Source organism: Pseudomonas sp. 10B238 (assembly GCF_000970615.1).
Taxonomy (GTDB): Bacteria; Pseudomonadota; Gammaproteobacteria; order Pseudomonadales; family Pseudomonadaceae; genus Stutzerimonas.
Genome location: NZ_KQ033947.1, coordinates 16,796 through 34,124, shown reverse-complemented (window position 1 = coordinate 34,124; position 17,329 = coordinate 16,796). Strand labels below are relative to the sequence as shown.

Annotated in this window: 14 protein-coding genes and 1 pseudogene; 3 read left to right on the top strand and 12 right to left on the bottom strand. The window is 62.2% G+C overall.

What is annotated here, in order from left to right:
* Nucleotides 1-276: 276 nt before the first annotated feature.
* From RT21_RS21775 to RT21_RS21750, 6 genes are all read right to left on the bottom strand, one after another.
* Nucleotides 277-756 (bottom strand): DUF3597 domain-containing protein, encoded by a 480-nt coding sequence (locus tag RT21_RS21775; RefSeq protein ID WP_046164393.1) that lies wholly within the window; start codon nucleotides 754-756, stop codon nucleotides 277-279.
* Between the two features lie 94 nt (nucleotides 757-850).
* Nucleotides 851-2,329, bottom strand: a complete 1,479-nt coding sequence (locus tag RT21_RS21770; protein ID WP_046164392.1) for an efflux transporter outer membrane subunit — start codon at nucleotides 2,327-2,329, stop codon at nucleotides 851-853.
* Nucleotides 2,322-5,489 (bottom strand): multidrug efflux RND transporter permease subunit, encoded by a 3,168-nt coding sequence (locus RT21_RS21765; protein ID WP_046164391.1) that lies wholly within the window; start codon nucleotides 5,487-5,489, stop codon nucleotides 2,322-2,324. Before RT21_RS21765 ends, RT21_RS21770 begins: the two co-directional genes overlap by 8 nt.
* Nucleotides 5,486-6,670: an efflux RND transporter periplasmic adaptor subunit gene (locus RT21_RS21760; protein ID WP_046164390.1), complete on the bottom strand. Its 1,185-nt coding sequence runs from the start codon at nucleotides 6,668-6,670 to the stop codon at nucleotides 5,486-5,488. Before RT21_RS21760 ends, RT21_RS21765 begins: the two co-directional genes overlap by 4 nt.
* Nucleotides 6,671-6,820: 150 nt before the next feature.
* Complete coding sequence (locus RT21_RS21755) at nucleotides 6,821-8,119, bottom strand: mechanosensitive ion channel family protein (protein WP_046164389.1); 1,299 nt, start codon at nucleotides 8,117-8,119, stop codon at nucleotides 6,821-6,823.
* Nucleotides 8,120-8,427: 308 nt separating this feature from the next.
* Nucleotides 8,428-9,162: a sulfite exporter TauE/SafE family protein gene (locus RT21_RS21750; RefSeq protein WP_046164388.1), complete on the bottom strand. Its 735-nt coding sequence runs from the start codon at nucleotides 9,160-9,162 to the stop codon at nucleotides 8,428-8,430.
* A gap of 150 nt (nucleotides 9,163-9,312) precedes the next feature.
* Between RT21_RS21750 and RT21_RS21745 the strand changes: the two genes are divergently transcribed.
* Nucleotides 9,313-10,209, top strand: coding sequence for a CAP domain-containing protein (locus RT21_RS21745; RefSeq protein ID WP_234463692.1), 897 nt, complete (start codon nucleotides 9,313-9,315; stop codon nucleotides 10,207-10,209).
* A gap of 21 nt (nucleotides 10,210-10,230) precedes the next feature.
* Here RT21_RS21745 and RT21_RS21740 read toward each other — a convergent pair whose 3' ends face one another.
* The gene (locus RT21_RS21740) at nucleotides 10,231-10,602 is read right to left on the bottom strand and encodes a SpoIIAA family protein (RefSeq protein ID WP_046164386.1); all 372 of its coding nucleotides are present in this window, start codon (nucleotides 10,600-10,602) and stop codon (nucleotides 10,231-10,233) included.
* A 297-nt stretch (nucleotides 10,603-10,899) separates the two neighbouring features.
* On the opposite strand from RT21_RS21740, the pseudogene RT21_RS24505 reads away from it, so the two are divergent.
* Together RT21_RS24505 and RT21_RS24500 are read left to right on the top strand one after the other, a co-directional pair.
* Nucleotides 10,900-11,625 (top strand): annotated as a pseudogene (locus RT21_RS24505) (type IV pili methyl-accepting chemotaxis transducer N-terminal domain-containing protein); the annotation flags it as partial.
* Nucleotides 11,602-12,495 (top strand): methyl-accepting chemotaxis protein, encoded by an 894-nt coding sequence (locus tag RT21_RS24500; protein WP_371263640.1) that lies wholly within the window; start codon nucleotides 11,602-11,604, stop codon nucleotides 12,493-12,495. The pseudogene RT21_RS24505 and the gene RT21_RS24500, both read left to right, overlap by 24 nt.
* A gap of 95 nt (nucleotides 12,496-12,590) precedes the next feature.
* Here RT21_RS24500 and RT21_RS21730 read toward each other — a convergent pair whose 3' ends face one another.
* From RT21_RS21730 to glpD, 5 genes are all read right to left on the bottom strand, one after another.
* Nucleotides 12,591-12,872: a peptidylprolyl isomerase gene (locus RT21_RS21730; protein ID WP_003282311.1), complete on the bottom strand. Its 282-nt coding sequence runs from the start codon at nucleotides 12,870-12,872 to the stop codon at nucleotides 12,591-12,593.
* 64 nt (nucleotides 12,873-12,936) lie between these two features.
* Nucleotides 12,937-13,905 (bottom strand): PstS family phosphate ABC transporter substrate-binding protein, encoded by a 969-nt coding sequence (locus RT21_RS21725; RefSeq protein WP_046164384.1) that lies wholly within the window; start codon nucleotides 13,903-13,905, stop codon nucleotides 12,937-12,939.
* A gap of 20 nt (nucleotides 13,906-13,925) precedes the next feature.
* A complete protein-coding gene (locus tag RT21_RS21720; RefSeq protein ID WP_046164383.1) occupies nucleotides 13,926-14,153 on the bottom strand; it encodes a hypothetical protein in 228 nt (75 codons plus the stop codon).
* Between the two features lie 18 nt (nucleotides 14,154-14,171).
* Entirely contained in the window at nucleotides 14,172-15,335 is a 1,164-nt protein-coding gene (locus RT21_RS21715; protein ID WP_045425448.1) for a Na/Pi symporter, read from the bottom strand.
* A 238-nt stretch (nucleotides 15,336-15,573) separates the two neighbouring features.
* Nucleotides 15,574-17,124, bottom strand: a complete 1,551-nt coding sequence (gene glpD / locus RT21_RS21710; protein ID WP_046164382.1) for a glycerol-3-phosphate dehydrogenase — start codon at nucleotides 17,122-17,124, stop codon at nucleotides 15,574-15,576.
* Nucleotides 17,125-17,329 lie beyond the last annotated feature (205 nt).

Here is a 17,329-nt window from a genome sequence, read left to right as displayed (position 1 = left end):
CCAGCTTGCTGGCGATCCGGGTTTGCGGGCTCTCGGTGCTACGGGGTGCCTGAAGGTTGATCGCGAGCAAGCTCGCTCCCACGGGTGTGCGCGGTGGCTTGTAGGAGCCAGCTTGCTGGCGATCCGGGTTTGCGGGCTAACGGTGCTACGAGGTGCCTGAAGGTTGATCGCGAGCAAGCTCGCGCCTACGGAAGTGCGCGGTGTCTTGTAGGAGCCCAGCTTGCTGGCGATCAGTGCCCGCCGAGTGACCAGCACCCGGCGAGGCCCAGACCTTTATCAGGTACGTAGTTCAGGTGGAACGGTGCCGCCATGTTCGGCGAGCTTGTGCATCACGGTGCGATGCAGCCAGCTGTTCATCTGGGCCGAATCGCCCATCTTGTCTGACGGGCAGCCCAGTTCGGTGGCGAGTTCCTTGCGCGATTCCAAGCTGCTGTCTAGCCCCAACAACTTGAGCAGATCGACGATCGAGGTGCGCCAGTTCAGCGGCTCTGGATGGTTGGCAGCCATTGCGTCGAGCTTTGCTGGAACATCCACAGCACTGGTTGATTGGCCCGTCGAATGAGCCACCCCTTCGGGGCTGGGCGCAGTTCCGGGTGGTGTCGTGGTGGCGTTGTGTGCAGCGGTCGGCCGCTCCGAATCAACCACGGTATCCGGCGCATGCTGGTTCGGCGTGTTGTTCGGATCGACCGGCTTGTGCGCTTCGTTGCTCACGCCGCCCATGCCGAGTTTTTCTTTGATCGTGTCGAACAGGCCCATTTCAATTCCTCTAGTCATTAGGTGGTGATTTTTGGACCACCATGACACGTCGAGGATTCGGCGCCGCAGGTCGGGAAGCGCGCTGCTCCGGGCCTTAGCGACCGGAGGTCGCGGCCCGCTGCGTCGTATCGGTTGGTACCGCGGGCGACGGACCCCCGGTACCGCCGCCCAGCGCGATGTACAGGCTCACCAGGTTCTGAATCTGAGCACGCCTGACCTGGATAAACGCCTGTTCGGCATCGAACAGGTTGCGCTCTGCATCGAGCACCTGAAGGTAGTTCACCACGCCTTCGGCGTAGCGTTCGCGGGCGAGGTCGGCGATACGGCGCAGCGTGGCGACGTTCTCCGCTTGTGCGGCAACCTGCTCTGCGAGCCAGCGGCGGCCTGCCAGTGCGTCGGCTACCTCGCGAAAGGCGGTTTCGATGGCGCTTTCGTACTGCGCCACAGCCGCGTTCTCCCGTGCCTCAGCGACGGTCAGGTTGCCGCGGTTGCGGCCGAAGTCGAACAATGGGAGGTAGAGGCTCGGGCCGATGCTCCAAGTGCGATTGTCGCGGCTGACCAGGTTGTCCAGCTCATTGGAGATATAGCCGAAGCTGCCAGTCAGCGAGATCTGCGGGAAGAACGCCGCTCTCGCCACGCCGATGTTGGCGCGGGCCGCACGCAGGTCCAGCTCGGCGCCCAGAATGTCCGGGCGTACCAGCAACAGCTCCGAGGGCAGCCCCGCATCCAGGCGCAGCGGTTCGATCTGTTCATTCAGCGGCAGCGGCTCCGGCAACGGCTGTTGCAGCGGCCCCCCTATCAGCTGGGTGAGGTAGTTGACCTGCTCGGCTCGGACCAGGTGCAGGCTGGCCAGCTCGGTCTTGGCCTGGGTCAGCAGCGCCTGTGCCTGGTTCAGATCCAAGGCCGAGGTGATCCCGGCCTCGAAGCGCACGCGGGCAATGCGCAGGCCGTCGCGGCGGCTTTGCAGGGTCGCTTCGGCCAAGTCAATGCGCGCCTCGGCGCCACGCACAGCGAGGTAGGTCAAGGCCACATCGGCTATCAACGAAAGTCGGAAGGCCCGCTGTGCCTCGATGGTCGACAGGTATTGCGCGCGCGCAGCCTCGGTAAGGTTGCGCACCCGTCCCCAGAAATCGAGTTCGAACGCTGAGATACCGAGCCCTACGGAGAATTGCTCAGTGATCTGGCCGCTCGATGCTCCCGAGGTCGCACCGCCTGCGGAGCCGCGACCGGCACTACCGGTTGGAAAGCGGCCACGGCTGGCATCGGCCGTAGCGGCCAGCGTCGGGTAGCGGTCGGCGCCTTGTACGCCGAACTGGCCGCGGGCCTCTTCAATTCGGGCTACGGCGATCTGCAGGTCTCTATTTCGCTGCAGGGCCGTCTCGATGTACAGCTCGAGGCGTGGATCTTCAAGAAACTCGCGCCAGCCGATCTCGTTGGCCAACACCTCGCCGTCCATGGGCTGATAGTCCGCCGGGTACTGCGCAGCGGTGGGCGGGGGCGGTGGCTCATGGGACGGCGCAAGCTGGCAGCCCGTCAGGGCGCCGATCAGCAGCAAGGGCGCAAACCTAGGCATTGTCTGGCGCCTCCTCTTCCTCGGCTGGGTGCGCCTTGTCTTCGGCAGTCGGCGGGCGACGCTTGGTCAGCCAGCGACGTACAGAGAGATAGAACAGCGGGATGTAGAACAGACCCAGCAGCGTGGCGACGATCATGCCGCCCATGACGCCAGTACCGACCGCGACGCGGCCAGCCGCGCCGGCACCGGTGGACAACACCAGCGGCAGCATGCCGAGGATGAAGGTCAGCGACGTCATGAGGATCGGGCGGAAACGCAGACGCACCGCGTTCATCACGGCATCGGTCAGGCTCTTGCCGTGGCCTTCCTCTTCGATGGCGAACTCGACGATGAGAATTGCGTTTTTGGCCGACAGGCCGATGATGGTCACCAGGCCGACATTGAAATAGACGTCCGCCGGTAGATCACGAAACATCGCGAACAGCACGGCGCCCAGCGCGCCGAAGGGCACCACCAGCAATACCGCGATGGGCACTGTCCAGCTTTCATACAGCGCTGCCAATACCATCAGCACCACCAGCAATGACAGCCCCAGCAGCATACCGACCTGCCCGGACGCCTGCTGTTCCTCCAGCGAGGCGCCGGTCCATTCGTAGCTGAATCCGCCGGGCAGCTCGCTCGCCAGTCGTTCCATTTCGGTCATGGCTTCACCGGTAGTCGAACCGGGCGCGGCGCTGCCGGACAAGGTCAGGGCAGGGTAGCCGTTGTAGCGCTGCAATTGAGTCGGCCCTTCGGTCCACTCCACAGTGGTAAAGGCGCCGAATGGCACGCTTTCGCCCTCGTCGTTGATCACCTTCAGGTCGAGCACATCCTGTGGGGTCATGCGGTAGGGCGCATCCGCCTGCAGCAGCACCTGCAGGACGCGACCGTCACGGTTGAAGTCGTTGGCATAAGCGCTGCCGAAAGCGATAGCCAGTGTCGCGTTGACCTCGCTGATCGAAAGACCCAGTGCTCGGGCCTTGATACGGTCGATATTGACCCGCAGGCGCGGAGCGTCGTCAGCACCTTCTGGTCGGACGCTCTGCAACACTGGGCTTTCGCTCGCCTTACCCAACAACTGGTTGCGTGCATCGAGCAGTGCCTGGTAGCCCAGACCACCGCGGTCCTCGAGCTTGAAGGTGAATCCGCCGGCCACGCCCAGTCCGGGAATCGAGGGCGGGTTCAGGGCGAACACGCGGGCTTCGTTGATCTGCGAAAAACGGCCCATGGCTTCGCGTACCAATGCCTGGGCGGAGCTGCCCTCTTCGGCGCGTTGCTCCCACGGGATCAGTCGCACGAACGACATCGCATGGGCCTGGCCCTGGCCGAAGAAGCTGAAGCCGTAGACCGTAATGGCGTCGTCGACCAACGGATGATCCGCATAGAACGCCTTGACCTGTTCGATGGCTTCTTCGGTCCGCTCGACCGTCGCGCCGGCGGGGGCCTGGATGACCGTCATCAACGACCCTTGGTCTTCGTCCGGTAGGAAGGCACTGGGCATTCGCAGGTAGAGAAAGGCCGTCAGCGCCAGCAAGCCGACAAAGGCCAGTAGAAACCAGATCGGCCGCGCGAGCATGCCGCCGACCGCATGGTGATAGTGGTCAGTGGTGCGCTCCATCCAGCGGTTGAATGGACCGAAGATACGCTGGCCCAGTCCAGGCTTACCATCGTCCGGCTGGCTTGGTTTCAGCAACGCTGCGCAGAGTGCGGGTGTCAGCACCAGCGCCAGAACCGTCGAGGTGGCCACGGCAATCGACAGTGTCACGGCAAACTGCCGATAGATGCCGCCGGTCGAGCCCGGGAAAAACGCCAGCGGCACGAACACTGCGATCAGCGCCAGGGTCGTGCCGATGATGGGCGCGGTCACCTGCTCCATCGCTTTGACGGTCGCCTGATAGGGCGGCAGCTGCTCCTCGTCCATGATCCGTTTGACGTTTTCCACCACCACGATGGCATCGTCCACGAGGGTGCCGATCGCCAGGACCATGCCGAACAGGCTCAACAGATTGATCGAGAACCCGGCGATCCACAGGCCGAGGCAAGTACCGGCCAGGGTGATTGGGATGACGATGGTGGGGATGACCGTGGTGCGCCAGTTCTGCAGGAACAGCAGCATGACCAGCACCACCAGTGCCATTGCCTGGAGCAGCGTGACGACCACCTGCTGGATCGACGAGGCGATAAAAGGGGTCGAGTCGAACGGTACCGTCCAGGAGACGTCCTCCGGAAAGCCCTCAGCCAGCTCTCGCATTCGCTGTTTGACGGCGGCCGCCGTATCCAGGGCATTGGCACCCGGCGACAGCTGCACGGCCAGGCCCGCTGCCGGCTGGCCGTTGAGTTCGCTGCGTGATGTGTAATTCTGCGCGCCAAGCTCCACGCGCGCGACGTCGCGCAGGCGGATTGCCGAACCGTCCGGGCCGGCACGCAGGATGATCGAGGCGAACTCTTCCGGGGTACTGAAGCGACCGCGGGTTTCCAGCGGCGCGTTGATCTCGATGCCCTCGGCCAGCGGCAGGGCACCCAATGCACCGCCTGCGGACTGGCTGTTCTGCTCTTGCACCGCGGCCAGCACGTCGGCAGCGGAAAGGCCGAAGCTGGCCAGCCGATCCGGGTTGAGCCAGATCCGCATGGCATAGGCGGTATAGAACTCGCGGATGTCACCCACGCCCTGCACGCGGCGCAGCTCATCGAGGACGTGGGTGGTCGCGAAATGGCCGAGCTCCAGCGTGCTCATGGTGCCGTTTTCGGAGAACAGCGAGATGATCAGCAGGAAATCCTGCGAGGCCTGGAAGACCTGGATGCCCTGTCGGCGGACTTCCTCCGGCAGGCGTTGCTCGACCCGGCTCAGTCGGTTCTGCACCTCCATCTGGGCTATGTCGATGTCTGTGCCGGCCTCGAACGTCAGCTCGATCGACGCACTGCCATTGGAGCGGCTCGACGAGTCCATATAGAGGAAGCCTTCGACGCCATTGAGCTCCTGCTCGATCACCTGGGTGACGTTGGTTTCGAGCACCGATGCGTCTGCGCCGGGGTAGGTCACGCTGATGCGCAGCGCCGGCGGGGCAATGCTTGGGTATTGCTCGACGGGCAATGATCGCAGGGCCAACACGCCCCCCAGCAGGATGCCCAGCGCAATGACCCAGGCAAAGACCGGACGCCGGATGAAGAACGCCGGCGTCATTGGCTGGACTCGGTCGCCATGGAGGACTCTGGCGCTTCCGGTGGGCCTTCAGGCTGGTAAGGCGTGGTCCGTACCGCAGCACCGCTGCGGACGCCGCCGCCGCCTTCGACGATCACCACCTCGCCGGCCTTCAGCCCCTCACGAATGACCCATTTGCTGCCCTGGAGCTCGCCGAGCTCGATTTCACGCGAGACGACCTTGTCGTCCTCGCCCACGAGCAGCACGCGCGCTGCCTGGTCGTTGACCATGACGGCGCGCTGCGGAATCAGCACGCCATCAGGCCGGATGCCGGCATTGATGCGCCCGCGAACGAACTGGCCGGGCAGGAGCAGCCTGTCCGGGTTGGGAAACTCAGCGCGCAAGGCCACGGTGCCGGTGTTCTCGTCGATGCTCATGGCGTAGAAGTTGACGTAGCCGAGATGCGGGTATTCGTGGCCGTTCTCCAGGATCAATTTGACTTCCACACGGCCTCCCTCCGGCAGCTCAAGGGCGCCGGAGGCGAGCCGTGCACGGATCTGCAGGAGATCGGAGCTGGATTGGGCGAAGTTCACATAGACCGGGTCGAACTTCTCCACAGTGGTCAGCAGGGTGCCCTCGCTGGCGCTGACCAGCGCGCCTTCGGTGACCTGCGCGCGCCCGGCCCGACCTTCGATAGGGGACTCGACTGTGGTGTATTCCAATTCGAGCTCGGCCGATTGCACGTTGGCCTCGGCTTGCGATACATCCGCTTTGGCGGTGCGTAAGGTGGCCAGAGCGGTGTCGTATTCCTGCTGGCTGATGGCCTGTTTGGCAACCAGGCCTTTGTAGCGTTTGACGTCCTGCGCGGCATTCAACGCGGTGGCTTCGGCACGCTCTAGCGCTGCCTTGGCCGCCTTGAGGTTGGCGCGCATCTCTCGTGGGTCGATCTGGAACAGTGGCGTGCCGACCTCGACATCGGTGCCTTCTTCGTAAAGCCGTTCCTGGATGATGCCGTTGACCCGCGCGCGGATCTCGGCGATGCGAATGGCCTGGACGCGCCCTGGAAGTTCGATGATGTTGGGGATCGGCTTGGGATCGACCGTCACGACCTCCACCTTGGGCGGTGGCGGTGCGGCTTGCTCGGTTTTTTTGTCGTCGGAGCAGGCCGCCATGAGCAGCGCCGTGGCGCTAATCAGCACAGCGTTTTGCAGTAACTGCCTCATTCAGTCGGACCTTTTGTCTCGTACTGTCTTCGCCGCGGTATAGCGCGCTGACCTACACTCGACCGCGGGTGGCGGGCACGGTTCCGGTTAAATGCCCCGTCTCGGCTCGATAGCGGCCACGCTACGGCAAGCGCTCGACGCGATGGGCGGTCAGCTTTCCGGCGTATGCACCACGATGTGTTGTCGCGCCTGGTCCGGCAGCGCTATGCCGGCCGAGCGCAGCGCGGCGACCAGCGCCTTGCGCACCTCCGACGCGGTGGTAACGAAATCCGAGCGGCGCGAGTCGCACCAGAACAGGACGTCGAACACCAGCTGACTCTCGCCCAGATCGTTGAGCAGAACCTCGGCGTGCGGAGTGTCCAACACACCGGGCGTCTGCTGAGCCGCGTCGCGCATGACCGCGCTGATAGCGTCGATATCGATGCCGTAATACAGCTTGCAGACCACCTTGCCGCGGCGGATCGGCGCCGCTGTGTTGTTGGTGACGCGCGAGGTGAAGGTCTCGGCGTTGGGCACCAGTACCCGGCGCCCGTCATAGGTGCGAATCTGGGTGGCGCGCAGTTCGATGCGCTCCACGCTGCCTTCGGTTTCGCCGATGATGATCTGGTCGCCCAGCTGAAACGGCCGCAGCGTCAGGATCAGCAGGCCGCTGACGAAGTTGGAGAGGATGTCCTTGAGGGCAAAACCCAGCGCCAGGCTGGTCAGGCCAAGCCCGGTGGCGAGGGTGCTCGGTTCCAAGCCAAAGGCGCTTGCGGCAACGATGATGCCGAGCACCCATATCGCGTAGTAGCTCACCTGCCGGACCAGATTTTCGACGGTCAGGTCGTTGGCCAGACGGCTCACAATCTTCTTCATGAGCGCGCGTACAGCAGTAGCCAGCCCCCAGAACAGCAGCAGGACCAGGAGGGCGGCCAGTACCCGCGGAATGATATTGATCGCTGATTCAAGCAGGCGCGCAAAGGCATTTTCGACGCTCGACTGTACCGAGGTTATAAACCGTCCACGGTCCGAATCGCGGCGTTTGGCCGCCGTCGCCAGGGCCCGGTCGAGTATCGCTGCCCAGTCTCGGGCGAGCCGGTCGAGCGGTTGTCCATTGGCTTCGGCATCAGCTGGTGCGACCACCATCAATGGGCGGCCGGCCACGCTGATCTGCAGGCCGTCGTCGTCCTCGGCTTCGGTGGGCTCGATGCGCGCCCTCGTGATGCCCTTCGGCGTTTCCAGCACAGCCGCCAATTGCCGTTCGATCTGTCGTGCTCGCGGGCGCGCTTCAAGCTCTTCGTGGGGGCCGATGCGAAACAGGGCGCGGCCGTCCAGGCGCACGGTCGCGACCCCTTCCTGCGCCCAGGCGTGTGATGTCGGCAGCATTGCGACGCAGAGCAGCGCCAGCAGGCCAAGCGTTCGTAGCAGGGCGGGAAAAGCAGTCACGAGGCGAGGAGACAGGGTCATCATCGTTGATATGCCGTAGCCGTAAACAAACAGGCCGCCGGGTTGGCGGCGGCCTGTTGATGGAACTTGCAACCTGCGGTTGTGCGTACCGAGGGACTGTGGTTGCTATGCGATCGTCTTCAGTTGGCGTTAGAAAATCAGCGCGAACAAGCCGATCACCACCAACAGACCGATCAGAAAGATGATGCCTACTGTGCTGCCCAGAAACTTCAGCATGAGGATGACTCCTTTGCATTGGGTTCACTGAATCCGACTGGGCATGCGCGCGAAACGTTCAGAAAACCGGGCGGCCGGTCATAGCCGCTGCAGATTCAGAGGCTTTTCCAGATCAGCTGCAGCCCGGCCAGAAGCATGCCCACGCGGGCGATTCGGTAAAACAGTTTGTGGTCGATGCGCTTGTGCAACCAGAGCCCGGCCCAGACGCCAAACGGCACCACTGGCGCCAGCGTCAGGCTGATCAACAGGTTTTCGCGACTGAACTGGCCGAGCGCGGCATAGGGAATCAGCTTGATCGCGTTGGTCATCAGGAAGAACAGGTTGATGGTCGCCACATAGCGCAGCTTGTCCAGCTGCTGCGGCAGCAGGTGCATCATGATGGGCGGCCCGCCGGCGTGGGCGACGAAACTGGTGAAACCGGCAATCGAGGAAAGCAACGTACCGCGACCCCGCTGCAGCGGTCGCGGTTTGTCGTTGTTGGTGAACAGACCCAACAGCACGAAGCCGACCGCAATCGCGCCCATCATCAGCCCGATCATGCGCTCGTCGAGCATGCCGAAGGTCAGCGAACCCAGCGCGATGCCGATCAACGCACCGGGCATCATCACTTTCAGGTTCGCCTTGTCCCAGTGACCGACATAGGCCTTGAGACCCACCACATCGGCCAAACAGAGAATCGGCAGCATTACCGCAGCGGCCTGTTTCGGCGAGATTGCCAAGGCCAGCAACGGTACGGCGATCCCGCCCAGAGCGCCACCGAAGCCACCTTTGGACAGGCCGGTCAGAAAGATCGCCGGCAGTGCGAACAGCAGAAAGTCAGAAAGCGTCATGAGTGTGATCGGGCGTGCAGGGTCAGGGGTTGGCTTCGTTGTGCATCATCGCATCTTCGCCACGTGCCTGGCCGCGCGGCATGTGCGAGAGAGAGGATCGCTTGCAGTGGATCGTGGTCAGCATCTTTAACCCAGACTGACAGGTGATCCATGAGCCCATTTAACGCGATTCCATTTCACGCCTCCGCATCCATGGAGCCGTCCCGCGCGGCAGCCGGCGTTCTGCTGGTACTGGCGACAAGCCTGGCGTGCCAGGCACAAGCTCAGGAGCCTCACCCATTGATTGGCTTGATAAACGAATTTCGTGAGGCGGAAGAAAGCTGCGGGGACGGCAAGGGCCAAACTGTCGGGCCTCTGGCGCCGAACGAGGCACTGAATGTGCAGCCGGCCGCTAGCGGCGCTCAGTTGCAGAAAGCGCTGCAAGCTGCGGATTATCGACCGGCCAAGCTGCAGGCCATGTCCGTTGCAGGCCCGGCGGACGCGAAAACAGCTATGCAAGCGTTGAAGCAGCGTTATTGCGCGCCGCTACGTAGTCACGAGTTCGCTGAGATCGGCGTGTCGCGCAAGGGCAACACCTGGCAGGTGCTACTGGCCCAACCGCTGCTGTCGCCTGATCTAGGCGACTGGCAGCAGGTGGGCAAGAACATTCTGCAACGGGTCAACGAAGCGCGGTCCAAGCCGCGAACCTGCGGCAGCCGTTCGTTCAAGGCGGCTCCCGCACTGAGCTGGGATGCCAAGCTGGGCGATGCTGCGCTCGCCCACAGCCGTGACATGGCAGCGCAGAATTACTTTAGCCATCGGGCTCCGGATGGCAGTCAGGTCAGCGACCGCGCCAGCCGTGCCGGCTATAGCTGGCAGCGGATCGGCGAAAACATTGCGGCTGGGCAAGGCTCGGAGAAGCAGGTGATGGCAGGTTGGCTGGCCAGCCCTGGGCACTGCAGCAACATCATGAACCCGGATTTCACCGAGATGGGTGCGGCCTATGCGATCGATAAGTCCAGCGCCGCCGGCAGCTACTGGACACAGGTGTTCGGCACGCCTCGCTAGGCGGCTGGTGAAGGCGCGGGTTCAGTTCTGGCTCTCCAGCCAGTTGTGCGCTTCGGTGTTCTGGTTTTCGTCGAAGGCCTTGATCGTCAAACCGGGAAACAGTGCCCCCTCGATCTCGCTGGCCTTGCGTAGCCACTCCTTGCTGGACACCACTGCGCAGCGATCGAAACGGCGGATGAAGCGAAACAGTTGGGGGATTCGTGCCAGTTCGACACCCATCGCGCCCAGCGTCGGAACATCGAAGTCGCCGATGCGATAGAGCATCTGGCCGTGACTGATGCCTTCTGACTTTCGCAGCAGTTCGTCCAACGCAAAGCGCATCTCGCTGCTGTCGAGTTTGCCGGAGAAATCCACGTCGATGCGTTTATCACCAATGCGGGTTACATGAAACATGACGAGTCCTCAATGAAATGGGTGGCAGCCAAGTAGCCCTGCCATTACCTGACCATAGTCGTTATGTGGCGTTCGGTTGAGCAAAAAAACTACTTCAACCAGCCTCTTTAGTGATCTGGATCAAGGCGCCGACCGGCCGGTCATGAGCGATTAAAATCGGCTAGAACCCTTGTGTGGCGTGCTTTTGCGAAAGTTTGTCTATGGCTATCAAGTTGCCTCGGCTGCAGCCGAGAAGTGTGTAATCGCGATCCTTTCTGTCGACTGTGTCGCATCCTCTCCTGCAGTTGGATATCTTCCATGACCAGCACCCTGGCGAACGTCATTCAATCTCTCTTGCGCGGGCTGGGTCTGCGTACCATCAATCAGCAATTCTTCTTTTCCTACAGCCTGATCTTTCTTTGCGCGGCGCTAACGGCCGGCGTGCTGTTCATGTCCAGTAAGGACGCCAGCCAGATCGACATGGCCGGTGCCCAGCGCATGCTCAGCCAGAAGATGATGAAAGAGGCGTTGTTGGCCGCACAGGGCATCGGTGGCCCGGCTGAAGTGGACAAAACCATCCAGCGCTTCGAGCAGTCTCATCGTCTCCTGCTCAATGGCGATGGTAGCCAGGGCATCGCCCCGGTGGAGCTGGCCAGCGCCAAGCCTCATCTGCAGCGCGTCGACCAGATATGGCAGCGCTATCGTCCAGCCGTACAGTTGTTGGCCGCTGGCCAGCAGGCTGATCTCAAAACGGTCGCGGCGGATGCCAATGAGATTCTCGCCGCCTCCAACGAGGTGGTGTCTCTGATTTCGACTGAAGTGAATCGCAATACGACCCAGCAGCTCTGGGTTGCGATGGGTTCGACTCTGACCATTTTGTTATTGGTTGTCCTCGGTCGGGTGGCTGGCATGAACTGGTTGATGCGGCATGTCGATCAGCTCCGTGAGCGGCTGGAGAAGGTTAGCCAGGGCGACTTCTCTTCGCCTATGCAGGTGCGCCATGCGGACGACGAAATCGGCATGATCACCCTCGCTTACAACCGGCTGCTGGGAGAGGTTGGCGAGATGATCCGTGGCGTGCGCCAGGCCGCCGATGACGCTGATGCTCAGTGCGTGCGCATGGCAAGTCTGGCGGGCGACAGTGCGCGCAACGTTGAAAGTCAGCAGGCCGAGATCGATCAGGTGGCCACTGCCATGAACGAGATGCTCGCCACTTCGCAGGAAGTCGCGCGCAGCACTGTCGAAGCGGCCAGCGCTGCCGACGTCGCCGAGCAGGAAACCAGCGCGGGTAACGCAGTGATGAACCAATCGGTTACGGCTATTCGCGCCCTGACCGGGCATGTCAATGGCCTGGCCGGCGTGATGCAGCAGCTGGTGCAGGACAGCCACGAAATCGGCAAGGTGCTCAATGTGATCAGTGGCATCGCCGAGCAGACCAACCTGTTGGCGCTTAACGCTGCCATCGAGGCGGCACGCGCGGGCGAGCAGGGTCGCGGCTTCGCCGTGGTGGCAGATGAGGTCCGCAGCCTGGCCAGCCGTACGCAGGATTCAGCCAAGGAAGTCAGTGTGCTGGTCGAGCGGCTTCAGAGCCAGGCTACACGTGCCGGCGAAGCCATGGACGCTTCACGGCAGAGCAGCACGACAACGCTTACGCAGATCGAAGCGGCGCAACATGCCCTGGGACAGATTGTCGGCGCGGTACAGACCATTCGCGGCATGACCAACCAGATTGCGACGGCGGCGGAGGAGCAGTCGCATGTTGCCGAGGACATGAATCAGTCGCTGACGCGTATCGCCCAGGTGGCCGATCAGGCGGCCAGCGCCACGCACGACACGGCAGCGTCGGGCAACACCATCATGCAGAGCATGAACGGGCTCAAGGCGTTGACGGGGCGTTTCCGTCTGCAGGCGTGATCATCAAGGTGGAGCGGGGGGCTTGGGATAGGGCGCTTCTTTGCATCGACAGCAAAGAGCGGCGCCCCCGCATTTGAGGTGCGGGGGCCGAGGGATCAGTCCTGGCGGCTGGTCACTTCCAGCAGGTGATAACCGAACTGGGTTTTCACTGGGCCCTGGACTTCATTGAGCGGGGCGCTGAAAACCACGGTGTCGAATTCCTTGACCATCTGACCGGGGCCGAACGAGCCCAGGTCGCCGCCCTGACGGCTGGACGGGCAGGTGGAATTGTCCTTGGCAACCTGAGCGAAATCGGCACCGCCTTCGATGGCAGCCTTCAGCTCGTTGCACTTTTCTTCGGTGGGAACCAGGATGTGGCGGGCGGTGGCTCGTGCCATGTGGGTCTACTCCAGTGGGAAAGGTGCGAGCCTACCGGATTTGCTCAGCGATTCAAGCATCGGCTCAGTTCGGCTCGGGCGAGGGCTGCTCCGGTGAGTTCTGCAGGATCGCCAGGCTGCGTTCGTATTGCTCGGCACTGAGTGGCATGTAGCCGGTGAAGTGAATCCAGCCGGGCAACCCCTGCAGATAGTGTTCGACGAATGCGCGGGTGATCGGTTTGCGCTGCAGGCTCTCTTCGTTCAGGTATACAAACAGCGGGCGCGTCAGTGGCTGATAGCGTCCTTCGCTGACCGTGGCGAGCGTCGGGTAAACCGGTCCGTTGCCGTTGTCCACGGCGAGCAACTTCAGTTCGTCCCAATGCCGATGGTACGCACCGATGCCAAAGAAACCGAGCGCATCGGGCTCGGCCGCAATCCCGGCGGCCAGCTGTTCCTCGTCTTCGCTGGCGGTGTAGTCCTGACGGCTGCGGTGCGTCGCGCCGACAATCTCACGGGTGAAAACATCGTAGGTGCCCGAATCCTGGCCCCGTCCGAACAGCTTCACGGGACGGTCCGGCCATTCGGGGCGGATCTGGTTCCAGCGCGTGACCCGACCTTCTGCCTCCGGTGCCCATAGGGCCTTGAGTTCATCTACCGTGATGTCTTTCGCCCAGTGGTTGCTGGGATGTGCCACTACCGCAATGGAGTCCATGGCCAGGGGGATCTTGCGGTAGCGGACGTCATTCTTGGCGCACTCTGCCTGTTCTTCGGCGTTCATTTCGCGCGACGCATCATTGATATCCGTCTCGCCGTCGCAGAAGCGACGAAAACCTGCGGTGGTCCCGGAAAACTCAACGTTGATCGGATGACCGGGGCGGGCACGCTGAAACCGTTTTATCGCTTCACGGGTTAGCGGGTAAACCGTGCTCGATCCGTCGATGAGCAGCCCTTCGGATGCCGCTGCCTCCGTTGCTCCCTCGGCTGATGCGAGCGTGGTGTGCAGGGCAAGCAATAGGCTGATCAGCAGTAACGCGCTGGATTTGGCGATGTGCATGGAGAGTTCCTTCTACCGGCTCAGGATTTCGGTTTCAGCCAGTCAGCCTTGAGCGTGGTCCAGAACAGCTGGAAGCTGTTGAAGCGCGTGTCCACGGCATTGATGTAGTCATCCAGATGGTCGATTTCACGGTGTTGCGCTTGCTGTTCCTGTCCGTCGATGCGTTCGAGCTGGGCCTCGAGTTCGTTCAGCGATTCACGGAGTTCGCGGATGCGGTTCTCGGTCTGGATGCGGCGTTCGCTTTGCATGATTGGCTCCAGGCAGGATCAGAGTTGGCTGCCGCCAATAAGCAGCAACGGAAGGCCGAAGAACACGCCGCCGATATAGGCCCCGACATACAGCTTGTTGCGCTGAGCCAGGTCCGCGAGGAAGTTGGCAATCGCCGGAGGCACGCCGCGCAGGAACGGCAGCACGTAGATGATGGAGATCCCCAGAAGGTTGAACATCAGATGCACCAGCGCGATCTGCATCGCCAGTTCTGCCGTGGGCCCGGCGATTGCCGTGGCGGCCAGCAGGGCGGTGACGCAGGTGCCAATGTTCGTACCCAGGGTGAATGGATAGACCTGCCGGAGCGTGAACACGCCCGTGCCGGCCAGCGGCACAATCAGTGCTGTTGTGGTGGATGACGATTGCACCAGTATGGTGATGACCGTTCCAGAGGCAATGCCGGACACCGGTCCGCGTCCGACGCTTGCATGCATGATGTCTTTGGCGCGACCCACCATCACCTTGCGCAGCACCTTGCCAATGGCCTGGACCACAAAGAGGATCAGCCCGATCCCGATGATGATCAGCCCGACACCGGCCCACACCGTGCTCGGTAGCCAGGACACGCTGGCTTCGAGCAGCTCGCTGGCAGGGGTCAGTATGGTCTTCATGAAGTTCATGCTCTTCATGTCGACGCCGGCACTGTCATGCACCAGCAGGCCCGCAAGCGCCTGTGACATGCGCTCCAGTGGATGAAAGAGCAACTCCACCGGCAGCAGGATGGTCACCGCTGTGATGTTGAAGGCGTCATGCACCGTGGCCGCAGCGAAGGCTCGGTGAAACTCTTCTCCACTGCGGATATGGCCGAGGCTGACAATGGTGCTGGTCAGCGATGTGCCGATGTTTGCGCCCATGATCAACGGAATCGCGATAGGGATCGGCAGGCCACCGGCGACCATGCCCACGATGATCGAGGTCACCGTGCTGGAACTCTGAATCAGCGCCGTTGCAGCCAGGCCGATCATCAGCCCGACAAAGGGGTTGGTGGCGAAAGCGAACAGTTCTTTTGCGTTGTCGCCCACTGCGGCTTTGAAGCCGTCGCCGATCGCGCCGACCGCAGCCAGCAGCAGATAGATCAGCGTGACCACCAGCAGCCAGGAAAGCCATTGACGCGTAATCGGAGTGGAGGATTTTGCCGCCAGGGCACCGGCGTTCATCGTCATCAGGCAACTCCCGTGAGCGTGTCAGTGGCTCGACGGTGTGCCTCGGCTGTGACTACTTGATGACCGCAACGGCAGAGGGAGACTAACGGTCAGTGCGTGCAGCGATAGCAATGCTATCTGAGCCCGCGCAGCGTCGTTTCGCGCGGATTGCAGGCCGTAGGTGGTGCGTTGCTGACGGGAAAGGGAGGCAGGAGCCTGCCGCTAACAGGCTCCGTTCGCTACCGTTCGTGAGTCACACTCAGGCAGCGTTGCTGCTGCGTGTGGCTTCGGCTGTGGGGCGCTCGGCCAGATACCGCTCCAGGCGTGATTTGTCAGCCTCATCGAATGCCAGACCGAGCTTGGTCCGGCGCCAGAGGATATCGTCGAGCTGCGTCGCCCATTCTTCACGACGAAGGTAGTCGACTTCCAGGGCATACAGGTGCTGGCCGAGGTCTTCACCCAGTGCATCGATCGAGCGGGCATCGCCGAGCATGCGCCAAACGCGATTGCCGTAGAGGGTCGCCCAGCGTTTGGCCAGCGGTTGATCGATGCCTTTCACCTCGGCCATCAACTCAGCAGCAAGCGCCTCGGCGGTGGTCATGCCTTCCCCACCAGGCAACGTATCCTTGGCGGTCCAACTTGGGCCCATTTTCGGGAAAAAGGGCTTGAGCTGAGCCATCGCCGATTCGGCGAGTTTGCGGTAGGTGGTCAGCTTGCCGCCGAACACCGAGAGCAAGGGCGCCTGCTTCTCTTCGGCAGCCAGAGACAAGGTGTAATCGCGCGTCACCGCCGATGGGTTATCCGACTCGTCGTCACACAATGGCCGAACACCGGCAAACGTATGAACGATGTCATCCGCTTTCAGCTGCTTACGGAAATGGCTATTGGCGACGCCCAGGACATAGGCGATCTCTTCTTCACTGATGCTGACCGTGGCTGGGTCGCCGCGGTATTCGCGGTCGGTAGTCCCGATCATGGTGTAGCGGTCCAGATAGGGGATGGCGAAGACGATGCGCCGATCCTCGTTCTGCATGATGTAGGCCTGCTCACCTTCGTACAGTTTCGGCACGATGATGTGGCTGCCCTGAATCAGGCGGATGCCGTAAGGCGAGCGCTGCTGCAGGTTCTCACCGATAAACTGCGCCACCCAGGGCCCAGCCGCGTTGACCAGCGCCTTGGCGCGTAGGGAGAAACGGCTGCCATCCTGACGCTGCAGTTCGACATGCCAGATGCCGCCGGCGCGCTTGGCGCTCAGGCATTGGGTGCGGGTGTGGATGTGCGCGCCTTTTTCCCGCGCAGCCATGGCGTTAAGCACGACCAGCCGCGCATCGTCGACCCAGCAGTCGGAATATTCGAAACCGCGCTTGATCGCGGGCTTCAAGGGGCTGTCATCGCCGAAGCGCAGGCCGCGTGATGCGGGCAGCTTTTCACGCTTGCCGAGGTTGTCGTAAAGGAACAGACCGGCGCGAATCATCCAGGCGGGGCGCAGGTGCGGACGATGCGGCAGGACGAAACGCATGGGTTTGACGATATGCGGCGCTTTCGCCAGGAGCACTTCACGCTCGGCCAGGGCTTCGCGCACGAGGCGGAATTCGTAGTGCTCCAGATAGCGAAGGCCGCCATGGATCAGTTTGCTGCTGGCCGACGACGTGTGGCTGGCCAGGTCATCACGCTCGCACAGAAACACCGACAGGCCGCGTCCGGCTGCATCAGCAGCGATGCCTACACCATTGATGCCACCGCCAATCACAGCGATGTCGTACAGCTCGGAGACGGTCTCAGTCACGGGATTCTCCTCAAGAACGAACATTAATTTTCGAATGTGAACATCCTAGCGCACATATGAATGGCTCTCTAGAGCTGATGTTCATTTTTTATATCAAAAGAAAATAATCGAACCGATACGAACAGATAATTGGTGCTTAGCCGGGCATTAAGATAATGCCGGTCAGCGAATGCGCGCCGTCAGTGTGGGCGTGAGAGGTTATGGCAATGCTATTGGTGGGCTGAAGCCC